The sequence below is a fragment of the Pseudomonas sp. NPDC086278 genome (assembly GCF_050280905.1).
Classification (GTDB): domain Bacteria; phylum Pseudomonadota; class Gammaproteobacteria; order Pseudomonadales; family Pseudomonadaceae; genus Aquipseudomonas.
Map to the genome: position 1 here is coordinate 42,750 of NZ_JBNNWE010000016.1, position 22,046 is coordinate 64,795.

Sequence of the window (22,046 nt, forward strand, 5' to 3'; positions counted from 1 at the left end):
CACCGGGCCTGACACAGCGCTCTCGCGAGCAAGCCCGCTCCCACAGGGGATTTATGGGGTGTCAGTCAGAGGATTGGTTGGTATCAGTCAGAACCCGCGATGGCGCTTCAGGTGTTCGTTGATCTTCGCCGCCGGCACTTTTTGCAGGCTGACCAGCAGGTCATGGGACAACTCGCGCAACCCGTGCTGCTGGCGCAGTTGCGCAGCCAAGTGCGTCGTCAGGTTCGCCGCCATCTCGGCATCCGCCATCGCCCGGTGAGCCTTGCCGGTGTTGGGCAAACTGGCAAACGTGGTGAGCGTCCCCAGTTTGTGATTCGGCGCGGCCGGCATCAGCCGCCGGGCCAATAGCAGCGAGCAGGCAAAGTTCTGCAACCGCGTACGCTTGATCCGCCCCAGTTCAAAATCCCAGAACTTCTGGTCAAACGCGGCGTTGTGCGCCAGCAGCGGCGTGATGCCGACGAATTCGTTGACTTCGTTCATCACCTGCTCGGCCGACGGCGCCGTGCGCAGCATCGCGTTGCTGATGCCGGTGAGTTGTTCGATGAACGCCGGGACGCGTACGCCGGCGTTCATCAGGCTTTGGTAACGGTCGACGATGCGCCCCTGTTCAAGGATCACCACGGCGATTTCCGTGGCCCGGCAGCTGCTGCTCGGGGAGATCCCGGTGGTTTCAAAGTCGATAACGGCTATGCGTTCCAAACCTGTTTCTACTCCGTATAAATCAATTCTTGAGCAGCAACGCGCCTTCAATCGGCACGTAGCGGCTGGCGGCGCGGATCAGCGAGTTAGCCGTCAGGCCCGGCACGCCATACGCCACCGCTTGCACCCCGTGTTTGCTGATGATGCGTTCCAGCAACATGTCGAAATCACCGTCGCCGGAAGCCAGCACCACTTCGTCGACGTGATCGGCGGCGTCCATGATGTCGAGGGTGATGCCCACGTCCCAGTCGCCCTTGGCCGAGCCGTCGCTGCGCTGGATGTAGGGCTTGAGCTTCACGGTGAAGCCGAGGTTGCGCAGGATCTGCTGGAATTGCTGCTGTTTGCTGTCGCCACGGTCGATGGCGTAGGCGTAGGCCTCGACGATCTCGCCCTGTTTGCTGATGTCAGCCCACAACGCTGCGTAATTGAAGTGGCAACCATAAGCCTGACGCACGGTGTAATAGAGGTTTTGAACATCGGCGAACACTGCAATTTTCTTCACCGCGATTCCTCATTGCGCACAGGCGCGCAGGCTGGATCAGGCACCAGGCCCGAAAAGTCGCCCAGTATGCCAGCCTCAAGGATTGTTCCGCGAATAATCAGCCCGGAGCGCCTGGGCGCTCCGGACGAATGGCGTATCAGACGAAGGAGTCGTCATCACCGCCAAAGAACGATGAACTGTCATCGTTGTAATCAGCGTCGGCGTAGCCGCCCTGATCATTGGAGGAGTTATCAGCCACGCGCTGATCGTCGTTCCAGCCTTGGTCGCCGCTTTGATCGTTGACCTGTGCCGGCTCGTCCTTGATGACTTCGACGATTTCCTGAGGCTGCTGGTTGCTGTGGAACAGGCTGCTGATGCCTTGCGCCAGCATCACGCCACCGGCCACACCGGCGGCGGTCTTCAGCGCGCCGCCAAGGAAGCCGCTACCGATTGGCGCCTGCTGTTGAGGAGAGTAGTTCTGCTGCGGGGCGCCGTAATTCTGCGGCGCGGCACCGAAGTTCTGCTGTGGCGGCTGCGAATTGCCCGACGGCCGCCCCGGTTCACGCCAGCCGCCACCGGCCGGCGCGGCGCTCTGGACGGGCTGCGGATCGCGGGAGCCGCCGCCGAAGATGCTCGACAAAAAGCCGCCGCTGGCCGATGCCGCGGCGGGTGCCTGAGCCTTGGCCGATTGCAGTTCGGCCTGCAATTGCTGGATTTGCTGCGCCTGTTGCTTGTTCTGCTCGTCGAGGCTCTTGATGGCCGCCTCTTGCACCAGAATCGCCTGGGTCATGAAATAGCCGGCCGCGGGCTGGCGTGTCAGGTGTTCCTTGATCCGCGCCTCGGCCTGGGCGTCGCGCGGGGATGAATCCGTTTCGGCCTGTTGCAGCCGGGAAAACAGTCCATCGATCAGGGTTTGTTCTTCGCTGTTCATGGCGACCTCGTAGATTGCCGGAGAAATCGTGATCCTTCTCCATTGAGGATAAGGTGCCTGACCTTAATGGAGGCTGAAGCAAGTTGTTTCAATGCCCTTTCCCGAACGTTTACGTTTGCGCCTCCCCGCACTTCATCGGTTAAAGTGGGCCACTGCGTTCAACCTGCGATACCGACTGATGAATCCGTTCGATGTACTGCGTGACTCCCTGTATTTCTTCAAACGCAACCTGGGCCAGATCGTGCAGCTGTGTCTGCCACTGGTGGTCCTTGAGGCATTGCTGCAACAAGTGGTCGACCATACCGCCGGTCCCGAGGGCTTTCCCGGTTACAGCGTGATTGTCGGCCTGCTGGTGTATCCGCTGTACACCGCCGCGCTGATCCTGTTTCTCGATGCCCGCAGCCGTGGCGAATCACCGCGCACCCGCGATCTGCTGGCGACGGCCGCCACGATGTGGCCGCGTTTCGCCCTGCTGACCGCGCTCAACACGCTGCTGATTTTGCTTGGTCTGTCGCTGTATTTCCTGCCAGGTATCTGGCTGATGGTGACCCTGGCCTTCGCCGAGTACCTGCTGGTGCTGCGCGGCATGGCGCCGCTGGCCGCGATGAAAGAAAGCCTGCGCCTGACTCGCGGCCATTTCCTGCGGATTCTGGTGTGCATTCTGTGTGTGATGGGCCCGTTGTGGCTGCTCAAGGGCGCGACGTTCACGGCGTATCCCGATCCGAACCCGGTCATCTCGTTGCTGATCGACAGCGCCCACAGTTTCCTGCAACTGTTCACCAGCGTGGTGCTGTTCCGCTTGTTCATGCTGATTGGCGATGCGCCCGAAAAAATCGACGGCCCACGCTGAACGCAAGCCCCGCCATTGGCAAGCCCGCTCCCACAGGTTTTTCGCCAACGATTGTGTTGGGGCTAATCCTTGGGATTAAGCCCGACGCTCGGTTATGCTCAGGACCTTCTTCTGTAACGCCAAAAGCCCATGACCCGTTTTCTGCGCTACACCCTGCTGGGCCTGCTGAGTGCCATCGGCCTGATTGCCCTGCTGATCTATACCCTGACCTGGCGCCCCGGTGCCAAGGAAGTGGTGCCGGTCAGTTGCAATGCTCAAGCGCCGACACTGGTGCCCGGCCAGGCGCTGAAAGTGATGACGTGGAACGTCCAGTTCCTGGCGGGCAAACGCTACGTGTTCTGGGATGACCTGGCGCATGGCGACGACGAGAACCCGACCCCCGAAGACATGGCGTTCAGCCTCGACGAAGTGGCGCGGGTGATTCGCGACGAAAACCCGGACATCGTGCTGTTGCAGGAACTGGATGACGGCGCCAAGGCCAGCGACTACCAGGACCAGGTCAAGTTGCTGCAAGAACGGGTCGCCGACCTCTATCCGTGCAGCGCCCACGCCTTCGACTGGAAAGCCGAGTTCGTGCCGGACCCGCACATCTTCGGCAGCGTCGGCCGGCAACTGGCAACGCTCAGCCATTACCAGATCGAACACGCCGAACGCCTGCAATTACCGATCGCGCCGGCCAACATCGTCAGCCGCCAGTTCAAACCGAAAAACGCGCTGCTGGTCACGTATCTGCCGTTGAGTGACGGCGGTCAGATGGCGGTGCTCAACACCCACCTCGACCGGGTCACCCAGCCCGACGACACGTTGCAAGCGCAAGTGACGGCGGTGGCCAACGTGCTCGACAAGTACGAAAGCCGTGGCACGCAATGGATGATCGGTGGCGATTTCAACCTGTTGCCGCTGGGCCAATACCAACGTTTGCCCGAAGAGCAACGCACGCCCTACACCGTCGACAGCGCATTGCATGTGTTGTGGGACAAGTACCCGATGATCCCGACCAACAACGAAGCCAGCGGTGTCGACCGGGCGCACTGGCTGACCCATTACCCGAATGACCCGGGCTTGAACGGCCCGGATCGCACAGTCGATTACATCTTCTACAGCCCGCGCATCAAACGGGTCGAGGCGATGGTGCGGCAGGACGACACCCTGCGCATCTCCGACCACCTGCCAGTGATCGCCCGGTTCCTGCTACCCGCCAACTGACAATCCAAAACCTGTGGGCTTGCTCCCACAGGTTTTGTGCAAGGCTTGCAGCAGGTTCAATGCGCCTCTTCCAGCTCATCATGCAACAGCCCGAAGATCTGGCGTTTCATGTCGATAAACGAGCGTTCCATGACCATGTCCAGGGTCCGTGGGCGGTTGATCGGCACGTCCAGAATCTGCTTGATCCGCCCAGGCCGGGCGCCCATCACGTACACGCGGTCGCCCAGCAGAATCGCCTCGTCGATATCGTGCGTGACGAACAGCACGGTCTTCTTGCTGTTGCCCCAGACCCGCAACAACAGCTGCTGCATTTGCAGACGCGTCTGGCTGTCGAGGGCGCCAAACGGTTCGTCCATCAACAGGATTTGCGGGTCATTGGCCAACGCCCGGGCAATCGCCACGCGCTGCATCATCCCGCCCGACAGCTGCTTGGCATAGTTGTCGGCGAAGCCTGTCAGGCCCACTTCATTGACGTAGTAATCGACGATTTCCTTGCGTTGCGCCGCCGCCATGCCACGGCGTTTCAGGCCGAACTCGACGTTCTGGCGCACGGTCAGCCACGGAAACAGCGTGTAGCTCTGGAACACCATGCCACGGTCCGCGCCCGGTCCTTGCACCTGTTGGCCGCCGACGTAAATCTCGCCTTCGGTGGGTTCGTTCAGCCCGGCGGTGAGGTACAGCAAACTCGATTTGCCACAACCCGACGGCCCGACCAGCACGGCAAACTGCTGGTCCGGCACCTCGAATGAAACCTGCTCCAGCGCGGTAAACACGCCACCGTCGGGCTTCTGATAACGCAGGCTGACCTTGTCCACTTGCAGCCGTGGCGCCGCGTCCACCGGGGCGGCCGTTGGGGTAACGAAACGGGGATTTACGGCGCTTACTGAGCCCATGCGGCGATCCTCAGGCGAAGGAAACGGAACAGTTGATCGGTGATCAGCCCCAGCAGGCCGATGATCGCGATCGCGAGAAAAATCACATCCACCTGAAAGCCGCGCATGGCTTTGAGGCTCAAGTAACCCAGGCCGCTCGACGCCGCGACCAGCTCGGCGACCACCAGGTACGTCCAGGCCCAGCCCATGGTCACGCGCAAGGTGTCGAGCACGCCCGGCAACGACGCCGGGGCGATCACATGCAGCACCGCGTCGCGACGGGTCGAACCCAAGGTGTAGGACGCGTTGATCAAATCCTTGGAGATGCCCTTGGACACGTCCGCGATCATCACCAGTTGCTGGAAAAACACGCCGAAGATAATCACCGAGACCCGCTGCTCCAGCCCGATGCCGATCCACAGAATGAACAGCGGCACGAACGAGGTCACCGGCAAGTAACGGATGAAGTTGACCATCGGCTCGAGGAACGCCTGGACGATCCGGAAGCTGCCCATCAGCAACCCCAGCGGCACCGCCACCAGCGACGACACAATAAAACCGATCATCACCACTTCCAGACTGGCCCACACATGCAGGCCGAGGGTGCCGTCGCGGCTCAGGCGCACGGCGGCCTCGACCACCGCGCCCGGGGTCGGCAGGAACATGCCCGGCACCACGCCGCCGTAAGACAACCCGGCCCACAGGCCGATCAACAACACCCAGGCCAGGCCGCTCGCGCTCCAGATCACCTGCACCGGCAGGCCGGTCTTGGGCGTGACGCAGCGGCTCAGCCATGAATTGCGCTTGAACATGCAAACCTCCTACAGCGGGCTGACGAAACGGTTGTCGATCAGGTCGTCATTGCTGACGTTGTAGGGTTTGCCCTGCAATTCGCTGGCGGTTTCATTGGCCAGTTTGATCAGCGGTGCGCTGTCGCCCGGTTTGCCCGGCGAGCCGAGGAGTTTTTCGCTCATGGCCTGATCGTAAAAGCGCACGCCTTGGGCGGCGGCAGCCAGTTCCTTCGGATCGGCCAGGTAACCGCCGACGCCTTTGGCCATGATTTTGTAGGCTTCTTCCGGATGCTCCCGGGTGTACTTCACGGCTTTGTAGAGGCCGGCGACCAACGCCTTGACGTCTTCCGGCTGCTTGTCGATGACCGAGCAATTGAGCGCGACCACGTCGACGATCACCCCCGGCGTGCTGCTGCTGTCGATCAGCACCTTGCCTTGCTGCTTGTCACGGACCATCGACAAGTGCGGCTCCCACGTCACGGCGGCGGGCACGCGACCGGCGATGAACGCGGTGGCGGCGTCGTCGGCGGTCATGTTCTGCACGGTGATGTCGCTCATGGTCATGCCGTGTTTTTTCAGCAGATAGGACAGCCAGAACTGCGAGGTCGACCCTTCGTTCACCGCCACCGCTTTGCCTTTCAGCTCTTGCAGACTCATGACGTCCTTGCCCACCAGCACGCCGTCGCCACCGTGGCTGTCATCCAGCGCGGCCACGGCCTTGAAGCAGAATTGCGGACGGTATTTCAGCACTTCGTCGATGGTCGACGCCGAACCCGACAGTTCGCCTGACGCTTGCGCGGCCATGTACATCGAGGCTTCTTCGACGACGGGCAACTGGACGGTCAAACCGTTTTCCTTGAAGTAGCCCAGGTCTTGAGCGAGGTAGAGCGTGCCGTAACCGACCCACGTGGTGTGGCCGATGGACAGGGTGCCGGCCTGGGCGCTGGTGGCGACCGTGGCGGCGATGGCGGTGATCGCCAGTGGATGGGCGATGCGGGAAAGCAAGGACTTGATCATGAAGCACTCCCAAAGCTGTTGATTTAGTTTTGTCATGGGCAGTACGGCCAGCGGGCCGATAGAAGCGCTGCTACCTGCGGTCTCTGCTGGACGTTTGGGTGAGCAGCGTTCGGCTGACTGGCGAGGTCGATGTTGGCCCAAGGTCGGGAGAAGGAAAATCAGGAAATATGTGCTTGGGAGTGATGAAAAAACTGGGTAGCGTGCGCCGGAAAAGGGCGGTGTTGGCGGGGGTGCACAGAGGTTGTGCAAAAGGTTGGCGTTGTAGTGAATCGGCCATGGCATTCACGAGCAAGCCCGCTCCCACAGGGGATCTGTGTCGACCCCATTACCGAAGTAGACACAATTCCAATGTGGGAGCGGGCTTGCTCGCGAAGAGGCCCGAAAGAACGCTACAAGATCAAAGCCGACCGTATTCCTGCGCCGTCCGATCCACCGCTTTCAAGGTCTTGCCAACCAGTTCATCAATCTCCTCGCGATTGGCAATCAACGCCGGGGCCATGATCATCCGCCCCAGCGTCGAACGGATAATCACCCCCTCTTCAAACCCAATCGTGCGGCAGCGCCAGGCGATGTCGTTCTCGTTGGCAAAGCGCTTGCGGCTGGTTTTATCCTCGGCAAACTGCAACGCCGCGACCATGCCCACGCCCTGAATATCGCCCACCAACGGGTGACTGCCGAACACCTCGCGCAAGCACTGCTGCAAGTACGGCCCGATGTCGTCCCTGACCCGCGTCACCACGCCTTCATCGCGCAGGGCCTTGAGATTCGCGATGGCCACCGCGGCCGCCACCGGGTGCCCGGAATAGGTCAGGCCGTGGGCAAACACCCCGCCCTGCTCCACCAATACCTGGGCCATTTTCTTCGACAAGATTAGCCCCCCCATCGGGATGTAACCGGAGGTCAGGCCCTTGGCGATCGACAGCGTATCCGGCTCGAAACCGAAGTGTTCGTGGGCGAACCATTCACCCGTGCGCCCGAAGCCGCCGATCACTTCATCGGCGCACAGCAGCACGTCGTATTTACGGCAGATCCGCTGAATTTCCGGCCAGTAGCTTTCCGGCGGAAAGATCATCCCGCCCGCGCCCTGGAACGGTTCGGCGATGAACCCGGCGACCTTGTCGGCGCCCAGCTCAAGAATCTTTGCTTCCAGTTGCTGCGCCGCCCGCAGGCCGAATTCGGTCGGGGTCAGGTGGCCCTCGTGGGCAAAGAAGTACGGCTCGTCGATATGTTCGATGTCGGGGATCATGCCGCCCATTTCGTGCATGAATTTCATGCCGCCAAGCGCCGTCGCCGCCAGCGTCGAACCGTGGTAACCGTTCCAGCGGCCGATCATGATTTTCTTCTCGGGCTTGCCGAGCACCTGCCAGTAACGGCGCACCGTACGGATCAGCACCTCGTTGGCTTCAGAGCCGGAGTTGGTGTAGATCGCGTGGCTGTAGTGCCCCGGCAACAGGCTGAACAGCAGCTCTGACAGCTCGATGACCTGCGGGTGGGTGGTGTGGAAAAACATGTTGTAGTACGGCAATTGCTCAAGCTGTCGGGTCGCGGCGGCGGCCAGGTCCTTGCGGCCATAACCGAGGTTGGTGCACCACAGCCCGGACATGCCATCGAGATAACGCCGACCATCGTTGTCCCACAGGTGCAGACGCTCGCCACGCACCATCACCCGCGGGCCTTCGTCGTTGAGTGCTTTCTGATCGACGAATGCGTGGATATGGTGCGCGGCGTCGGCGGCCTGGTAGTCGCGGGTTTCACGTGGGGTGGTCATCGCCAGTTCTCCGTTTTGTTATGAGCGGCTGTTATCAGCGCAGTTGAAACCAGGTGGTCTTCAACTGGGTGTATTTATCGAATGAGTGCAGCGACAGGTCGCGGCCGAAACCGGACTGCTTGCCGCCACCGAACGGCACGGTCACGTCGAGCGCATCGACGCAATTGACCGACACCGTGCCGGCTCGCAATTGCCGGGCCACGCGGTGCGCGCGATTGAGGTCGTCGGTCCACAGCGAGGCGGCCAGACCGTAAACGCTGTCGTTGGCCAGCTGCAAGGCGTGTTCCTCGTCATCGAATGCGGTGACCGCCAATACCGGGCCGAACACTTCGTCGCGAAACAGCGGCATGTCCGGGCTCACGCCAGTGAAAATCGTTGGCTGAACAAAATTGTCGGAGCCGTTGAATAACGACTGCCGGCCACCACAGACCTTGGTCGCCCCCTGACGCTCGGCTTGCTGGATACATTGCATGATGCGCGCGGTCTGGCGGCTGTCGACAATCGCCCCGGCGCGGCTCGACGGGTCCAGCGGATCGCCCGGCAACCAGCGCTCGGCCTGGGCCTTGAGGCGCTCGACGAATTCGTCGTGGATCGAACGCTGCACCAGTAACCGCGAGTTGGCCGAGCACACTTCGCCCTGATTGAAGAAGATGCCGAACGCGGCTTTCTCGGCGGCCAGGTCCAGGTCCTGACAATCGGCGAACACCAGGTTGGCACTCTTGCCGCCGCACTCCAGCCACACCTGTTTCAGGTTCGATTGCGCGGAATATTGCATGAAGTATTTGCCGACTTCGGTGGACCCGGTGAACACCAGGCAATCGACGTCCGGGTGCAAGCCCAGCGCTTTGCCGGTCTGTTCGCCCAGGCCCGGCAACACGTTCAGGACGCCGGCCGGCAACCCGGCTTCCAGCGCCAGTTCCGCCAGCCGCAATGCGGAAAACGGTGATTGCTCGGCCGGTTTGAGAATCACCGAATTGCCAGCGGCCAGGGCGGGCGCGAGTTTCCAGGCGGCCATGTCCAGCGGGAAGTTCCACGGCACCACGGCGGCGACCACGCCGAGCGCTTCGCGCGTGATGGTTGCCAGCACGTCTTGCGCGCTCGGGGCGATCTGGTCGTAGAGTTTGTCGAGGCTTTCGGCGTACCAGCGAAACACTCCGGCGGCGCCCGGCACGTCGATGTTGTAGGCGTCCATCACCGGTTTGCCCATGTTCAGCGAGTCGAGCAGCGCCAGTTCTTCGCGGTTGTCCATGATCAGCTCCGCCAGTCGCAGCAGCACGTGCTTGCGCTCAGCGGGCGAACGCGCCGACCAGGTGCCGGCGTCGAATACCTGCCGTGCATTGCTGACGGCGGCGTTCACTTCTTCATCGCCGCACGCGGTCACGTTGGCCAGGCACGCGCCGGTGGCCGGGTTGATCGCGGCGAAGGTCTGGCCCGACTGCGCCGAACGCAACTTGCCGCCGATGACCGCCTGGTCGGGGAACCGCAGCGCGGCGGCCTTGTTTTGCCAATCGCTAAGCTCGAACACGTTCAGTCGCTCCATGGGCTTTCTGGTGGATTGGAGGGTGGCTCAGGCCGGTGTCGAGGAAAAATAGTAAAAATGTCTTCGCAGACCATGAAAAAACTGGGTAGCCGAACTCCCCGGTTGCGCGGTATGTGGTTATTGTTCAGGCGCAACAACACCGTCGCCAGAACGGACGCAGTCGGCGCGCAAATTGCCTGGATGACGAGTCCATCCACCCCGAGGTTTGCCGTGGCCGCCTACAACTTGCGTCAACTGAAATACTTCATCACCACCGTCGAATGCGGCAGCGTCGCCGAGGCCTCGCGCAAGCTGTACATCGCTCAACCGGCGATCTCCACCGCGATCAAAGGCCTGGAAGACAGCTTCGGCGTGCAACTGTTGATTCGCCATCACGCCCAAGGCGTGTCCTTGACCCCCAGTGGTGCGCGGTTCTATCGCAAGGCTCAGGAACTGCTGCGCATGGCCAGGGAGTTTGAACAGAACGCCTTGGCTGATAACGACATCGTGTCCGGGCAAATCGATATCGGCTGCTTTGAAACCGTCGCGCCGCTGTATTTGCCGCAGCTGATCGCCGGGTTTTCGGCGTTGTATCCGGGGGTGAAAATCCGTATCCGCGACGGCGAACAGCAAGAGCTGGTGCAAGGCCTGACCTCGGGCACTTTCGACCTGGCGATCCTGTATGAACACGACCTCGACGCCACCATCGAAACCGAGCCCTTGATGCCGGCGCAACGGCCCTACGCGCTGTTGCCGGCGGACCATCGCTTTGCCCAGCTCAAGCAAGTGTCGCTGCGCGACCTGTGCCTGGAGCCGATGATTCTGCTGGACGTGCAACCGAGCCGGACCTATTTCGTCAGCCTGTTCGAAGAGCTGAACCTGTCGCCGAACATCGCCTTCAGTTCACCCTCGATCGAGATGGTGCGGGGCATGGTCGGGCAAGGCTTCGGCTTCTCGATCCTGGTCACGCGGCCCCATTCGGAATGCACCTACGACGGCAAGAAAGTGGTGTGCGTGGACATCGTCGAGGACGTTACCGGATCAGGGTTGGTGGCAGCGTGGCTCAAACGCGGGCAATTGACCAAACCGGCGCAGTTGTTTGCCGACTATTGTCGGGAGCAGCTAACGGAGAAGGCTGCGACTGGCACCTGATTCTTGTGAGCCTTGTGGTGAGGGGGATTGCACCTGATTTTTGTGAACCCCTGTGGTGAGGGGGTTGCACCTGATTTTTGTGAACCCCTGTGGCGAGGGGGCTTGCCCCCGTTCGGCTGCGCAGCAGTCGCAAAACCTGGAATGTTTTGTATCTGGCACTGCTCGGTTGCAGATTTTGGGGCGGCTTCGCCACCCAACGGGGGCAAGCCCCCTCGCCACAGGCAAGCACCTCTGCCACAGGTAACCCCCCTCACCAGATGCAAGCCCCCTGCCATGGGCAAGCCACTTACCATAGGCAAGCCCCTTATCACGGGGTTTTGCGTTTGGAGTTACTTGCGGGGCTTGATCCGCGCAGTGGCTTCGGCCACCAAGGGATCATCCGGCCAGTAATGCTTGGGATACCGCCCCTTCAAATCCTTCTTCACCTCGGCGTAAGTACTGCGCCAGAAGTTCGCCAGGTCCTGCGTCACTTGCACTGGCCGGCGTGCCGGGGACAGCAGGTGCAACTTGACCACTTGCCGGCCGCCAGCGATACGCGGGGTTTCGGCCAAGCCGAACAGTTCTTGCAAGCGCACCGCCAGAATCGGCGGGTGCTCGCTGTAATCCAGGCGAATCGACGAACCCGAGGGCACGCTCAGGTGATGCGGCGCCTGCTCGTCCAGCCGTTGCGGCAGCGGCCATGGCAACTGGTTATGCACAATGCTCGACAGGTCCAGATTGGCAAAGTGACTGAGCCGCGAGACTTTGCCCAGATACGGCATCAACCACTGTTCAAGATTTTTCAGCAACGCAGCGTCGCTGACATCCGGCCATTCACTCTGGTCCTTGCTGGCCAGATCCAGCTGTCGCAACAAAGCCACTCGCGCCTGCCACTGGCGCAGCTCCGGCGTCCACGGCAACAGCTCCAGCCCTTTGCGCCGCACCAGGTTTACCAGCGCCTGACTGCGCGCGGTTTCATCCAGACCGGTCAGCGGTTCGCGGCTGAGGATCAACTCCCCGACCTTGCGCTGACGCTCGGCGCGCAACACGCCTTCGCGCTCGTCCCAATCCAGTTGATCGACCACACGCACTTGCTCGGCGAGTACCGAATCGAACAACGACGGATCGAAATCCGCCGCCAGGTAAATGCGTTCTTCACGCTGGCCCTGGCGACTGCCGAGATCGGCAATCACCAGCCACGGTTGCTTCATCAAACTGTCGGCCTCGGCGAACAACGCCGCACGACCGTTGGCCAGGCGATATTCCGCGCCACCGGCACGCCGCTGCTGGGCCACGCGGTCGGGGTAAGCCAGCGCCAGCAAGGCGCCGAGCCAGCGCGGATGCTGCGGGTCGCCGACCGGTTCCGACGCCTTGCCGCGCAGGTAACCGCGATATTGCCGCGCCAGTTGCCGGGCGCGTTGCACGCCGCCCTGGGCACCGCGCGCAGCACGTTCTTCGCCGGACAACAGCACCAATCGGCTGTGCAGATCCGCCCCGGCGCCGCGCAAAATATCCCGTTCGCCGAGCAATGCCGCGACGTCACAGGCCATGTCCGCCAAACCGAGCGCCTGCCCGCGCAACAACAAATGCGCGATGCGCGGATGCGCCGGCAGTTCGGCCATCGCCTGGCCGTGACGCGTCAGTGCGTCGCCGTCCAAGGCGCCCAGACGATCCAGCAAGTCCTGGGCCTGTGCATAAGCGGCGGCGGGCGGGATATCCAGCCAGACCAACTGCGTCGGCATCACGCCCCAGCGCCCGAGTTGCAGGGCCAGACCGGCCAGGTCCGCCGAGAGTATTTCCGCACTGGCATACGCCGCCAGTTGCTCGTGCTGATCCTGCGACCACAAGCGATAACACACGCCCGGTTCCAGTCGGCCAGCCCGGCCCGCGCGCTGCGTGGCGCTGGCCCTGGAAATACGCTGAGTGTCGAGGCGGGTCATGCCGCTGCCCGGATCGAAACGCGGCACCCGCGCCAACCCGGCGTCAATCACCACGCGCACGCCATCGATGGTCAGGCTGGTCTCGGCAATGTTGGTGGCCAGCACCACTTTGCGTTTGCCCGCCGGCGCCGGATCAATCGCCGCGCGTTGCGCATTGAGGTCCAGTTCCCCGTGCAGCGGGCAGAGCAACACCTGTGTGGTAGCGCCCAGCGCATCCGCCAACTGTTGATGCACGCGCCGGATTTCCGCCTGCCCCGGCAGGAACACCAGAAGGCTGCCGGTTTCATCGTTCAAGGCTTCGAGGATGGTCTGCACCAGGCGCGGCTCGATGAATTCACCGGGCTGGAACGGCCGGCCCCAGCGCATCGCCACCGGGTACATGCGCCCTTCGCTGCGCAGGATTGGCGCGTCATCCAGCAACCCGGCCAGGCGTTCGCCTTCCAGCGTCGCGGACATCAAGAGGATTTTCAGCGGTTGTTCGTCACGAAACAGCTCCCGGCCGCTCAGGCTCAAGGCCAGCGCCAGATCAGCGTCGAGGCTGCGTTCGTGGAATTCATCGAAGATCAGCAGCCCGACGCCTTCCAGCGCCGGGTCGTCCTGCAAGCGCCGGGTGAGGATGCCTTCGGTGACCACTTCGATACGGGTGTTAGGGCCGACTTTGCTGTCGAGCCGAATCCGGTAGCCCACGGTTTCGCCGACCTTCTCGCCCAGTTCGCTGGCCAGACGCTCCGCCGCTGCCCGTGCAGCCAACCGGCGCGGTTCCAGCATCAGAATGGTCTGCCCGCCCAGCCACGCCTCGTCAAGCAACGCTAAAGGCACGCGCGTGGTTTTACCGGCGCCGGGCGGTGCTTCGAGCACGGCTTCGTGGCGTGTCGCCAAGGCTTCACGCAGGGCGGGTAAAACTTCATCAATCGGCAGAGAAATCATGCTGGCTCCAAAACAGAGCCGCGAGTATAACGGCGAACTGCTCGGCGTTAATCACGGTCCTAATTCATACCGACGACGCTTCGTTTTCCAGATGACTCAGGAGTTTTCCCATGCGTGTTCCCTTTCGCCTGATTGGCGGTGTTCTGGTAGCCACCCTGCTGACCCAACTGACCGCGTGCGGCTCGATCTTCTACCCTGATCGCCGGGGGCAGATCGACGGCAAGATCGACCCGGCCATCGCCGTGCTCGATGCCGTGGGCCTGCTGTTCTATATCGTTCCCGGCTTGATCGCGTTTGCCGTGGATTTCGCCACCGGGGCGATTTATTTCGAGCCGGGCAAGACCGCCCAGGTCGATCCGCAAAAACTCAAGGAAGCGATCGGCACTGACGGCAAGGTCGATAACCACAAATTGCAGACTATTCTCGAAACCGAGCTGGGCCGCAGCTTCCCGCTGGACGACCCGCGCCTGATCCAGCACAAGGGCAGCGCCCAGCAATTGGCCATGTTCGGCCTGCAACCCGCCGCGTAATCGGCAACCAGAAGGACTGCCGCTCCTATGATTTCCAGCTCCGAACACGCCCGCCTCCTGCGGCTGGCGACCCGTGCCTCGGTGGCGGTGGCGTGTACGCTGATCGTCGCCAAGGCCATCGCCTGGTGGTTGAGCGGCTCGGTGAGCATGCTCGCCGGGTTGACCGACTCGGCGCTCGACGGCGTCACGTCGCTGCTCAACCTGCTGGCGGTGCATTACGCCTTGCGCCCGGCCGATGACGATCATCGTTACGGGCATGGCAAGGCCGAGTCACTGGCGGGCATGGCTCAGGCGTTGTTCATTGGTGGCAGTGCGGTATTGATTGCCCTGCAAGCGATTGAACGGCTCAAGCACCCGGAACCCGTCGGCGCGCCGTGGATCAGCATTGGCGTGATCGTGTTCTCGCTCGCGCTGACCCTGGCCTTGTTGACCTTGCAACATCGGGTGATCAAGGAAACCGGTTCCAACGCCATCCGCGCCGACTCCCTACATTACCGCTCGGACATGATGCTCAACGGCAGCATTCTGGTGGCGTTGGTGCTGGCCAGTTTTGGCTGGCATCAGGTGGACGCATGGTTCGGATTGGGGATCGCCGCCTACATTTTGTGGAGTGCGATTCAGATCGCCCGGGAAAGCTTTACGGTGTTGATGGACGAAGAGCTGCCGCCGGATGTCAGCCAGCACATGCTCGAACTGGCGTGCAGCGTGCCGGGGGTGTTGGGTGCACATGATTTGCGCACGCGAATTTCCGGCAACCAGTGGTTTGTGCAACTGCATCTGGAGTTGCCGGGGGACCTGACGTTGTCAGTCGCTCACGGCATCAGCGATCAAGCCGCCGACGCGATTCACGCCGCCTACCCGCGAGCCGAAGTGCTGGTGCACGCCGACCCGCAGGAAGTGGTACGGGCCGCCAAGGCTCAGAACTTGACCTGATAACCGCGACTGGCCAGGCAATTGCCCTGGGCCTGGCGGTAGGCTTGCACCACCGACTGATCTGGCCGATACGTGGCGGTTCGCGGATCAAACCTGCTCTGTTGCACCGCGTATTGCGAGCACTCGTAACCATCCTGGCTGACCTGCTGCGGCGACTGGCCGTTGGCCGGATAGGCCTCGACGTCATAGCCATTGCTGGACGGTTGCGGCAGCGGCTGGCCCTGCGGCTCGACGACTACGTAATCCTGGGTGTTTGCCTGATAGGCGTAATACGAGCCGGCGGCGAGGAAGAATAACGAACCGCCAATCCACACTTCACGGGCGTAATTGGGCAGGTAGCTGACACGAATCCCCCGTGGCGGCTGCACGACTACGTAACGCGGACCTTGCGGGCGATACCAGTAGCCGCCGGAGTAGAAATAATCGCGACCGCCGTACGGCACGCGGTAATCGCGGTCCGGGAAGCGATCAATCACATGCCCGGGCCGATACTGCGGGCCGGGGCCCCAGCCATTGCCGCGACCATCCGGACGACCCGCCCAGCGCTGATCGTGGGGAGGTGAACCCGGGCCACCGTTTTGCCAATGCTGGTTGTAATTGTTGCGCTGCGGATTGTCCTGATAGTAGCCGCGCTGCGGTGGCTGGGTTTGGCCCACGCTGTCGGGACGGCCCTGGATCGGCAGGTTATTGGCCGGCAGCTGCGGTGGCGGCGGCGGTGGCCGAACGGGATTGTTGTAATTGGGCGGCGGCCGATTCTGGTTCTGGTTCTGCCATTGGCCGTTGTTTTGATTCTGGCCGTTGTGCTCGAACTGGCGGCTGTTGTCGCCACGAATGATTTCGTTGTTCTGCGGACGCGCCTGGTTTTGCTGCTGATTTTGCGGCGGGCCATTCTGTGGACGCGGCTGATTGTTGCCGCCTTGGCCCTGATTATTGCCCTGTTGGCCGTTCGACCCGGGCTGCCCGCCATCGGGCCCACGGTTTTGCTGATCATCGGCCAGCGCCTGCACAGTGACACTGACACATAGCAAACCAACACCGGCCAAACGCCAGATGCGCGACTTCATGCTTTTCCTCACTGCGGGTTAGGGCCTGTACCTAAGACTGGAAAACCACAGGCCGGTTCTGCAACAGGTTATCAGTCGCGCAACTTATTTATTGAGGGTGGCGAAGAAATCCAGGCAAAAGAAAAGGGAGACCCGTCGGCCTCCCTTTGAGAACTTCGTCCGTGCTCGACGCTTTTGACGTCGGCTCACCTCACGCCGTCTTCTGGACAGTGTGCAGCTCGGGGGCCAGCACATCCCCGGTACGGGGGTGGCGGCCGCCGCCGGCCTGATTGGGCGAGCGGCTGTGGACTGTTTGTCCGAGCAGTGATTCTGGTGGTAAGCATAGGCCCGGGGCCGCGACAGATGATTGCGAAGATTGCTCAATTAAACATCACTTGCGCAATTTTTAACCCTGGATAGATAATCCGCCGCAATAGTTATGACAAAGGCCTGATTGATGAGCAAACTCGACCGATACGACTTGAGCATTTTGGCGGAATTGCAGCGTGACGCGCGCATCTCCAACCAGGAGCTGGCCGAACGCATTGGCCTGTCGCCATCGCCTTGCTCGCGCCGGGTCAAGCAACTGGAAGACGACGGCTACATCTCCCGTCAGGTCGCCCTGCTGGACCGCAAGATGCTCGGCTTGAGCCTGACGGCCTACGTGCTGATCGGCATGGACCGGCACACGCCGGAGCGGTTCGAGAACTTCGAAGCGGCGATTCGCACCTTGCCGCAAGTGCTGGAGTGCAGCCTGGTGACGGGGATGGACGCGGACTATCAGCTCAAGGTGGTGGTGCCGGACATGGATCATTACCAGAAACTGCTGCTGGGGCATTTGACCCGGATCGATGGCGTGACGAGCGTGCGGTCGAGCTTTGTGCTGAATCAGGTGTTGAACAGCACCGAGCTGCCATTGACTCATCTGCGCAGCTGATCAAGCCATCGCAAGCAAGCTCGCTCCCACATGTGCAATGCATTCCCCCGTGGGAGCGAGCTTGCTTGCGAATGGGCCGGCACCGACGAATGACTGCGGCACACCGACGCAGGTCAATCTCGGCCATTCCCCATAGGCGTATACTCGCCCCGCCCTTTTAGCCCCGCCCGCGCTGGAGAAGTACGATGGATCCTGCAGTATTTGAAGAGTGGATGATGACTGGCCTTGTCAGCATCCTGATCATTTTCATGGCGTTTATCGTCTGGGATCTGGCGAAGAAATCCAAGGCCGGGCGCTTTGGCTCCATGATCCTGTTCCTCGTACTGGGCCTGGGCGTGGCGGCGTTCATCATCAAAAGCGTGGTGATCGGCCTGATCGAATCCGGCGCCTTATAAGCGCGCTGGTACTTCTTTCCACTGGCCCTGATCGAGCCCTTCGATGGTCCAGTCGCCGATTCTGACCCGTACCAGCCGCAACGTCGGCAGGCCGACCGCCGCCGTCATGCGCCGCACCTGGCGGTTGCGCCCCTCGCGAATCACCAATTCCAGCCAATGGGTCGGCACGCTTTTACGAAAACGCACCGGCGGGTTGCGCGGCCACAGCTCAGGTTCATCCAGCTGCCGTGCTTCGGCGGGCAAGGTCATGCCATCGTTCAGTTCCACGCCATCACGCAGGCGCTGCAACTGCTCGGCGCTCGGCTCGCCTTCGACTTGCACCCAATACGTCTTGGCCAATTTGTGTTTCGGGTCGGCGATTCGCGCCTGAAGCTGGCCATCGTTGGTCAGCAGCAGCAAGCCTTCGCTGTCACGGTCCAGCCGTCCTGCCGGGTAAATTCCCGGAATGTCGATAAAGTCCTTGAGCGTCGCCCGCCCGCCTTCGTCGCTGAACTGGGTCAGCACGTCGAACGGTTTATTGAACAGAATCAGCTTCGGCTCGGCCGGCGGTGCTTTGGCGACACGGCGCGGGGCTGAGGCGGATGGCGCAGGTTTCGCACCGGGGCGGCGGGAAACGGGACGGGGTGGACGCGGCATGGGAAAGGGAGCATCTAACGGTCAGGGCTGCCAATGCTAGTGCCCTGACCGTTAAATGACCATCACGCAATCAGCGGAACGGCGGCTCGTCGAAGCTGCGCAGTTTGCGCGAGTGCAGCGAGTTGAGTTCGGTGCGCAACAGGTCCACCGCCTCGATACCGATTTTCAAGTGCTGGCTGACCGCGCGCTCGTAGAAAGCGTTGGCCGAACCCGGCAGCTTGATTTCGCTGTGCAGCGGCTTGTCCGACACACATAGCAAGGTGCCGTAAGGCACGCGCAATCGATAACCTTGTGCGGCAATCGTGCCGCTTTCCATGTCCACTGCCACGGCGCGAGACAGGTTGATCAGCGGCCTTTCCTGAGCCCAGCGCAGTTCCCAGTTACGGTCGTCGTAGGTCAGCACGGTGCCGGTGCGCAGGCGTTTTTTCAGCTCGTCGCCTTTCTCGCCGGTGATGTTGGCTGCGGCCTGTTGCAAGGCCATCTGCACTTCGGCCAGTGCCGGAATCGGAATGTTCGGCGGCACGACCCGGTCGAGAATCCCGTCGCGGCGCATGTAGGCGTGGGCCAGCACGTAATCGCCAATGGTCTGCGACTGACGCAGGCCGCCACAGTGACCAATCATCAGCCAGCAATGCGGACGCAGCACCGCCAAATGGTCGGTGATGTTTTTGGCGTTGGACGGGCCGACACCGATGTTCACCAGGGTCACCCCGTGGCCATCGTTGGCAATCAGGTGATACGCCGGCATTTGATAACGGTGCCAGACCACTCCGGCCGCAATCGCCGACGCTTCGCCGTGGTCCATGCTCTTTTCGATGATCACGTTGCCCGGCAAGACCATGCGCACGAAACGCGGGTCGCTGCGCAACTGCTCCAGGCCGTGGACGATGAACTGGTCGACGTAACGGTGATAGTTGGTCAGCAGAATCCACGGCTGCACATGGCGCCAGTCGCTGCCGGTGTAATGCACCAGTCGGCGCAGGGAAAAGTCCACCCGCGCCGCGTCGAACAGCGCCAGCGGCAGCGGGTCGGTGTTTTCCCAATCGTACAAGCCATCGGCAATGCCGTCGGTGGCGGCGGACAGATCGGTACTCGGGAACACCCGCGCCAGCGTGGCGGCGGTGACACCGGACCCGGCCAGTTCATCGCCCTGCTCGACCACGTACGGATACGGAATGTTCTGCTGGCTGACGCCGACTTCTACGGTCACGGTGAAGTCATGCATCAGCGGCACAAGCTGTTCGAGCAGGTATTTACGGAACGCCGCCGGATGGGTGACGGTGACGCTGTAGGTCCCCGGCAATTGCACCTTGGCGTAAGCGCGCGTGGTCTGTGGGACTTCGCCCTGGCAGTGGTAGGTCAGACGCAATTCAGGATAACGAAACATTGCACGCTGTTCGGCGTCCGGCTCGACACGGTCCTTGAGATAGCGTTTGAGCGCCTGATTCAGCGCGGTGGTTGCACGATTGTGCAAGAGCGCAAGCCGATCCACGGCTTGCTCGGCGGTTTGAACGACAATAAAAGCTTCGGTCACGATCAGCATCCTGTGTTCTGACTTGCAGACGTTCATCTTGCCTGCATCGCTGGCCGACGGGAACAGTGGCGTGTTGATTCACAAATGCTTTGCTCACCACAAATCTAATGTGGGAGCGGGGTTGCTCGCGAAGGCGGAGAGCCAGTCAACTTAAATGTTGAATGTGCGACCGCATTCGCGAGCAAGCCCGCTCCCACAGGGTTTGGTTTGGATTACAGGTTGGGAGTCGAGCGCGCGACGAGCGCTTCAACGTCGAGCCCACGCGGCAACGCGCCATACACCCGCCCCGCCGAACCCAGGCGGCTGGCGATCAACGCATCGCTGACCGCCGAGTTGCCGGCCTCCAGCAACAGCTTGGCCTGAAGGCCCAGCGCGATGTCTTCCGTGAGCTGACGGGCGCGATATTGAATGTCGCCGGTGTCCTTGAACGCCGTCTGCAATTGGTTGATGTGCGCGGCCAGGCGTTTGTCGCCATGACCATCGCCCAACTCGCTGAACAGCACATCCAGCACCCCCGGCTCTTTCGACAAGGCCCGCAGCACGTCAAGGCATTGCACGTTGCCGGAGCCTTCCCACGTCGAGTTGACCGGCGCCTCACGGTACAGGCGCGGCAGGATGCTTTCTTCGACATAACCGGCGCCGCCCATGCATTCGGCGGCTTCGTTGATCATCGCGGGCGCGCGCTTGCAGATCCAGTATTTGCCCACCGCCGTCACCAGCCGGGCGAATCTGGCTTCATGGCTGTCAGCCAGATTGTCCAGCGCCTTGCCCATGCGCAGGCTCAACGCCAGCGCGGCTTCGCTTTCCAGCGCCAGGTCGGCCAGTACGTTTTGCATCAACGGTTGGTCGCTGAGCAACTTGCCGCCAACCGTGCGGTGCGCGCAGTGATGGCTGGCCTGGGTCAGCGCTTGGCGCATCAGCGCGCTGGAGCCGACCATGCAATCGAAACGGGTCATGGCGACCATTTCGATGATGGTCGGGACGCCGCGCCCTTCTTCGCCGATCATCCACGCCAGCGCGCCCCGGAACTCCACTTCGCTGGAGGCATTGGAGCAATTGCCGAGTTTGTTTTTCAGGCGCTGGATGTAGAACTGATTACGCGTGTCGTCCGGGCGATGACGCGGCAGCAGGAAACAGGTCAATCCCTTGTCGGTCTGCGCGAGCGTGAGAAAGGCATCGCACATCGGGGCCGAACAGAACCACTTGTGGCCCACCAATTCGTAGGCCTGCCCCGGACCGCTCGCGCCAACCGGATACGCTTTGGTGGTGTTGGCCCGCACATCGGTGCCGCCTTGTTTCTCGGTCATGGCCATGCCGATGGTCACACCGGCCTTGTGCGCCATGCCGACATTACGTGGGTCGTATTCGGTCGAAAGGATTTTCGGCAGCCACTGCTCAGCCAAATCAGGTTGCAGGCGCATGGCCGGGACGCTGGCGAAAGTCATGGTCAAGGGACAACCGCTGCCGGCTTCAGCCTGGCTGTGCAGGTAACTCATGGACGCACGGGCAACGTGGGCGCCGGGCTGCGGATGCGCCCACGGCAACGAAGTGAGGCCGTGCTCCACCGCCGTGCGCATCAATTGGTGATACGCCGGGTGAAATTCCACCAGATCGACGCGGTGGCCGTAACGGTCATGGCTGACAAACACCGGTTTGTTCTGATTGGCCAGGAACCCCGCTTCCATCAGCGGCCCGCCAGCCAGTGCGCCATAAGCGTCAATCCGCGACTCGGCCCAACCGGCCCCGAACCGCCGCGACCATTCCTGCAACGGCAAGTCGATGCGGTAGAGGTTGGTGCCATCCAGCGACGGTGGCTGGTTGGTGACTTCGTGGGTTTCGGCGAACTGATGCAAGTTCATGACGGGGCTCCTTTGGTCAGCCAAGAGAGTCAGTTAAGCACCGCCCC

Annotated in this window: 20 protein-coding genes; 7 read left to right on the forward strand and 13 right to left on the reverse strand. The window is 61.9% G+C overall.

Going from position 1 to position 22,046, the window contains the following annotated elements:
- Nucleotides 1–87 precede the first annotated feature (87 nt).
- From ACQKP4_RS07440 to ACQKP4_RS07450, 3 genes are all read right to left on the reverse strand, one after another.
- Nucleotides 88–699: a 3'-5' exonuclease gene (locus ACQKP4_RS07440; protein ID WP_427631811.1), complete on the reverse strand. Its 612-nt coding sequence runs from the start codon at nt 697–699 to the stop codon at nt 88–90.
- 22 nt (nt 700–721) lie between these two features.
- Nucleotides 722–1,201, reverse strand: coding sequence for an NYN domain-containing protein (locus ACQKP4_RS07445; RefSeq protein ID WP_007946629.1), 480 nt, complete (start codon nt 1,199–1,201; stop codon nt 722–724).
- 136 nt (nt 1,202–1,337) lie between these two features.
- On the reverse strand, nt 1,338–2,111 hold the full coding sequence (locus ACQKP4_RS07450) for a DUF2076 domain-containing protein (protein ID WP_427631813.1): 774 nt from the start codon (nt 2,109–2,111) through the stop codon (nt 1,338–1,340).
- Nucleotides 2,112–2,289: 178 nt separating this feature from the next.
- Here ACQKP4_RS07450 and ACQKP4_RS07455 point away from each other — a divergent pair, with 178 nt between their 5' ends.
- Complete coding sequence (locus ACQKP4_RS07455; RefSeq protein WP_427631815.1) at nt 2,290–2,961, forward strand: YciC family protein; 672 nt, start codon at nt 2,290–2,292, stop codon at nt 2,959–2,961.
- A gap of 129 nt (nt 2,962–3,090) precedes the next feature.
- On the forward strand, nt 3,091–4,167 hold the full coding sequence (locus ACQKP4_RS07460; RefSeq protein WP_427631817.1) for an endonuclease/exonuclease/phosphatase family protein: 1,077 nt from the start codon (nt 3,091–3,093) through the stop codon (nt 4,165–4,167).
- Nucleotides 4,168–4,223: 56 nt separating this feature from the next.
- Here ACQKP4_RS07460 and ACQKP4_RS07465 read toward each other — a convergent pair whose 3' ends face one another.
- The 5 genes from ACQKP4_RS07465 to ACQKP4_RS07485 form a co-directional block, all read right to left on the reverse strand.
- On the reverse strand, nt 4,224–5,060 hold the full coding sequence (locus tag ACQKP4_RS07465; RefSeq protein ID WP_427631818.1) for an ABC transporter ATP-binding protein: 837 nt from the start codon (nt 5,058–5,060) through the stop codon (nt 4,224–4,226).
- Complete coding sequence (locus ACQKP4_RS07470) at nt 5,048–5,851, reverse strand: ABC transporter permease (RefSeq protein WP_427631820.1); 804 nt, start codon at nt 5,849–5,851, stop codon at nt 5,048–5,050. Before ACQKP4_RS07470 ends, ACQKP4_RS07465 begins: the two co-directional genes overlap by 13 nt.
- Before the next feature lie 9 nt (nt 5,852–5,860).
- Nucleotides 5,861–6,847 (reverse strand): ABC transporter substrate-binding protein, encoded by a 987-nt coding sequence (locus ACQKP4_RS07475; RefSeq protein ID WP_427631821.1) that lies wholly within the window; start codon nt 6,845–6,847, stop codon nt 5,861–5,863.
- Between the two features lie 397 nt (nt 6,848–7,244).
- Complete coding sequence (locus ACQKP4_RS07480; RefSeq protein WP_427631823.1) at nt 7,245–8,615, reverse strand: aspartate aminotransferase family protein; 1,371 nt, start codon at nt 8,613–8,615, stop codon at nt 7,245–7,247.
- Nucleotides 8,616–8,649: 34 nt separating this feature from the next.
- Entirely contained in the window at nt 8,650–10,140 is a 1,491-nt protein-coding gene (locus ACQKP4_RS07485) for an aldehyde dehydrogenase (protein WP_427631867.1), read from the reverse strand.
- A 225-nt stretch (nt 10,141–10,365) separates the two neighbouring features.
- Here ACQKP4_RS07485 and ACQKP4_RS07490 point away from each other — a divergent pair, with 225 nt between their 5' ends.
- Nucleotides 10,366–11,286 carry a LysR substrate-binding domain-containing protein gene (locus ACQKP4_RS07490; RefSeq protein ID WP_427631825.1) on the forward strand — a complete coding sequence of 307 codons (921 nt, stop codon included), beginning with the start codon at nt 10,366–10,368 and terminating at the stop codon, nt 11,284–11,286.
- Nucleotides 11,287–11,615: 329 nt separating this feature from the next.
- On the opposite strand, the gene hrpB is transcribed toward ACQKP4_RS07490, so the two are convergent.
- Nucleotides 11,616–14,132 (reverse strand): ATP-dependent helicase HrpB, encoded by a 2,517-nt coding sequence (gene hrpB / locus ACQKP4_RS07495; RefSeq protein WP_427631827.1) that lies wholly within the window; start codon nt 14,130–14,132, stop codon nt 11,616–11,618.
- A 110-nt stretch (nt 14,133–14,242) separates the two neighbouring features.
- On the opposite strand from hrpB, the gene ACQKP4_RS07500 reads away from it, so the two are divergent.
- Nucleotides 14,243–14,662, forward strand: a complete 420-nt coding sequence (locus ACQKP4_RS07500; RefSeq protein WP_427631828.1) for a polyribonucleotide nucleotidyltransferase — start codon at nt 14,243–14,245, stop codon at nt 14,660–14,662.
- Nucleotides 14,663–14,689: 27 nt separating this feature from the next.
- Complete coding sequence (locus ACQKP4_RS07505) at nt 14,690–15,595, forward strand: cation diffusion facilitator family transporter (protein ID WP_427631830.1); 906 nt, start codon at nt 14,690–14,692, stop codon at nt 15,593–15,595.
- Here ACQKP4_RS07505 and ACQKP4_RS07510 read toward each other — a convergent pair.
- Nucleotides 15,580–16,659 carry a DUF6515 family protein gene (locus tag ACQKP4_RS07510; RefSeq protein ID WP_427631832.1) on the reverse strand — a complete coding sequence of 360 codons (1,080 nt, stop codon included), beginning with the start codon at nt 16,657–16,659 and terminating at the stop codon, nt 15,580–15,582. The genes ACQKP4_RS07505 and ACQKP4_RS07510 overlap by 16 nt on opposite strands.
- 436 nt (nt 16,660–17,095) lie before the next feature.
- Between ACQKP4_RS07510 and ACQKP4_RS07515 the strand changes: the two genes are divergently transcribed.
- Nucleotides 17,096–17,575, forward strand: coding sequence for an Lrp/AsnC family transcriptional regulator (locus ACQKP4_RS07515; RefSeq protein ID WP_150744035.1), 480 nt, complete (start codon nt 17,096–17,098; stop codon nt 17,573–17,575).
- Between the two features lie 185 nt (nt 17,576–17,760).
- Nucleotides 17,761–17,970 carry a DUF2788 domain-containing protein gene (locus ACQKP4_RS07520; protein WP_427631834.1) on the forward strand — a complete coding sequence of 70 codons (210 nt, stop codon included), beginning with the start codon at nt 17,761–17,763 and terminating at the stop codon, nt 17,968–17,970.
- Here the strand turns inward: ACQKP4_RS07520 and ACQKP4_RS07525 are convergent.
- The 3 genes from ACQKP4_RS07525 to ACQKP4_RS07535 form a co-directional block, all read right to left on the reverse strand.
- Nucleotides 17,965–18,606, reverse strand: coding sequence for a pseudouridine synthase (locus ACQKP4_RS07525; protein WP_427631836.1), 642 nt, complete (start codon nt 18,604–18,606; stop codon nt 17,965–17,967). The two genes, ACQKP4_RS07520 and ACQKP4_RS07525, sit on opposite strands and share 6 nt — an antisense overlap.
- 70 nt (nt 18,607–18,676) lie before the next feature.
- A complete protein-coding gene (gene amn, locus ACQKP4_RS07530; protein ID WP_427631838.1) occupies nt 18,677–20,176 on the reverse strand; it encodes an AMP nucleosidase in 1,500 nt (499 codons plus the stop codon).
- A gap of 176 nt (nt 20,177–20,352) precedes the next feature.
- On the reverse strand, nt 20,353–21,999 hold the full coding sequence (locus ACQKP4_RS07535; protein WP_427631840.1) for an acyl-CoA dehydrogenase family protein: 1,647 nt from the start codon (nt 21,997–21,999) through the stop codon (nt 20,353–20,355).
- Nucleotides 22,000–22,046: the final 47 nt, after the last annotated feature.

Bases quoted from the DNA above. Each gene is read 5' to 3' on its own strand.
- ACQKP4_RS07525 (WP_427631836.1), bottom strand. From the start codon at position 18,606: ATGCCGCGTCCACCCCGTCCCGTTTCCCGCCGCCCCGGTGCGAAACCT.
- amn (WP_427631838.1), bottom strand. From the start codon at position 20,176: ATGAACGTCTGCAAGTCAGAACACAGGATGCTGATCGTGACCGAAGCT.
- ACQKP4_RS07455 (WP_427631815.1), top strand. From the start codon at position 2,290: ATGAATCCGTTCGATGTACTGCGTGACTCCCTGTATTTCTTCAAACGC.
- ACQKP4_RS07520 (WP_427631834.1), top strand. From the start codon at position 17,761: ATGGATCCTGCAGTATTTGAAGAGTGGATGATGACTGGCCTTGTCAGC.
- ACQKP4_RS07515 (WP_150744035.1), top strand. From the start codon at position 17,096: ATGAGCAAACTCGACCGATACGACTTGAGCATTTTGGCGGAATTGCAG.
- ACQKP4_RS07510 (WP_427631832.1), bottom strand. From the start codon at position 16,659: ATGAAGTCGCGCATCTGGCGTTTGGCCGGTGTTGGTTTGCTATGTGTC.
- ACQKP4_RS07535 (WP_427631840.1), bottom strand. From the start codon at position 21,999: ATGAACTTGCATCAGTTCGCCGAAACCCACGAAGTCACCAACCAGCCA.
- hrpB (WP_427631827.1), bottom strand. From the start codon at position 14,132: ATGATTTCTCTGCCGATTGATGAAGTTTTACCCGCCCTGCGTGAAGCC.
- ACQKP4_RS07505 (WP_427631830.1), top strand. From the start codon at position 14,690: ATGATTTCCAGCTCCGAACACGCCCGCCTCCTGCGGCTGGCGACCCGT.
- ACQKP4_RS07450 (WP_427631813.1), bottom strand. From the start codon at position 2,111: ATGAACAGCGAAGAACAAACCCTGATCGATGGACTGTTTTCCCGGCTG.
- ACQKP4_RS07465 (WP_427631818.1), bottom strand. From the start codon at position 5,060: ATGGGCTCAGTAAGCGCCGTAAATCCCCGTTTCGTTACCCCAACGGCC.
- ACQKP4_RS07475 (WP_427631821.1), bottom strand. From the start codon at position 6,847: ATGATCAAGTCCTTGCTTTCCCGCATCGCCCATCCACTGGCGATCACC.
- ACQKP4_RS07470 (WP_427631820.1), bottom strand. From the start codon at position 5,851: ATGTTCAAGCGCAATTCATGGCTGAGCCGCTGCGTCACGCCCAAGACC.
- ACQKP4_RS07460 (WP_427631817.1), top strand. From the start codon at position 3,091: ATGACCCGTTTTCTGCGCTACACCCTGCTGGGCCTGCTGAGTGCCATC.
- ACQKP4_RS07480 (WP_427631823.1), bottom strand. From the start codon at position 8,615: ATGACCACCCCACGTGAAACCCGCGACTACCAGGCCGCCGACGCCGCG.
- ACQKP4_RS07500 (WP_427631828.1), top strand. From the start codon at position 14,243: ATGCGTGTTCCCTTTCGCCTGATTGGCGGTGTTCTGGTAGCCACCCTG.